The organism is Wolbachia endosymbiont of Drosophila incompta, from assembly GCF_001758565.1.
Classification (GTDB): Bacteria; Pseudomonadota; Alphaproteobacteria; order Rickettsiales; family Anaplasmataceae; genus Wolbachia; species Wolbachia pipientis.
In genome coordinates, this window is the sequence record NZ_CP011148.1 from 1,233,426 (window position 1) to 1,234,631 (window position 1,206).

Annotated in this window: 1 protein-coding gene and 1 pseudogene (1 of these 2 cut by a window edge); both read left to right on the forward strand. The window is 38.8% G+C overall.

The window, feature by feature from the left end:
- Positions 1-384: the 3' portion of an SDR family oxidoreductase gene (locus WG67_RS05615; protein WP_070357026.1), read on the forward strand. The gene continues 372 nt to the left of window position 1, outside the view; the window shows 384 of its 756 coding nt (coding positions 373-756); its start codon lies off the left edge, out of view; the stop codon is at positions 382-384.
- A gap of 436 nt (positions 385-820) precedes the next feature.
- Positions 821-1,206: pseudogene (locus WG67_RS07390) on the forward strand (carbamoyl phosphate synthase preATP-grasp domain-containing protein); the annotation flags it as partial.

Sequence of the window (1,206 nt, forward strand, 5' to 3'; positions counted from 1 at the left end):
CAGAACGTAATGAATACAAATTTTACTGCCAATTGGTACTTACTAAAAAACTTAGATCCAATGCTAAAAAAGTCTAATGCTGGAAGAGCGATATTCATGACCTCAGAAGTGACACTTTCTCCTTCCTCTTATCCATATTGGATGCCGTATGCTGCAAGTAAAGTTGCACTAGAAATAATGGTGCAGATATATGCATCTGAGACAAAACATACAAAATTATGTGTAAATGCTGTATACACGGAAGGACCTGTGGGTAGTGAGCAGGCATTTCCTGGATCTGAATTGGTGTCACCTGATAAACTAACAGATAAATTTGTGGAATTAGCTTCTGAAGACTGCAGCATATCAGGAAAAATCTTACCGCTCAGCAAATCTCCCGAATAAATTACCATAGTATCTGCAAAGATACCGTTAAGCCCACAATTGTATGAACATTGTGATTTGAGAGTAATCTCCACTAAGAAGGATGTCATCCCAGTGCCTCTATGGTGTCATTCCAGTCTGGAATCTAGTCTTTATTATGCAGCCACTTATTTAAAGTTAAGTTTTCTGGATCCCAGACTGGGATGACACCTCTGGGCACTGCCGTCATAAAGGAACCAGTGTCAGCTACTTGAATGACATCATTTGCTGTGCAATTTACCTTCAAAAATGAATGTTTGTACAGCTGTGTGTCAAGCACTGGAATCTGCCACGCAAATTGCAATGTTCGTACAGTTATGCGTCAAGCCTAAAAGTAATTAGCTAATAGGTTTAATAAAAATTCACATATACAGGAAAGATTGGTAACATTACTTGAATAGAGGCCGTTATTGTAATTATGCCGAAACGCACAGATATAGAATCTATATTAGTAATAGGAGCAGGCCCAATAGTTATAGGTCAGGCATGCGAGTTTGATTATTCCGGAACGCAAAGCTGTAAAGTATTAAAAAGCGAAGGTTATAAAGTCATTTTGGTTAACTCCAACCCCGCAACTATAATGACAGATCCTGAGTTTTCTGATGCGACGTATATTGAGCCGGTACTGCCTGAAATCATAGAGAAAATTATAATTAAGGAGAGGTCAGACGCAATATTGCCAACAATGGGCGGGCAAACAGCGCTCAATTGTGCAATAAAACTTGCAGATGATGGAGTGTTAGACAAATACAACGTAGAATTAATAGGGGTAAATAGAGAAGCAATCAGAAGAGCGAGATAGAG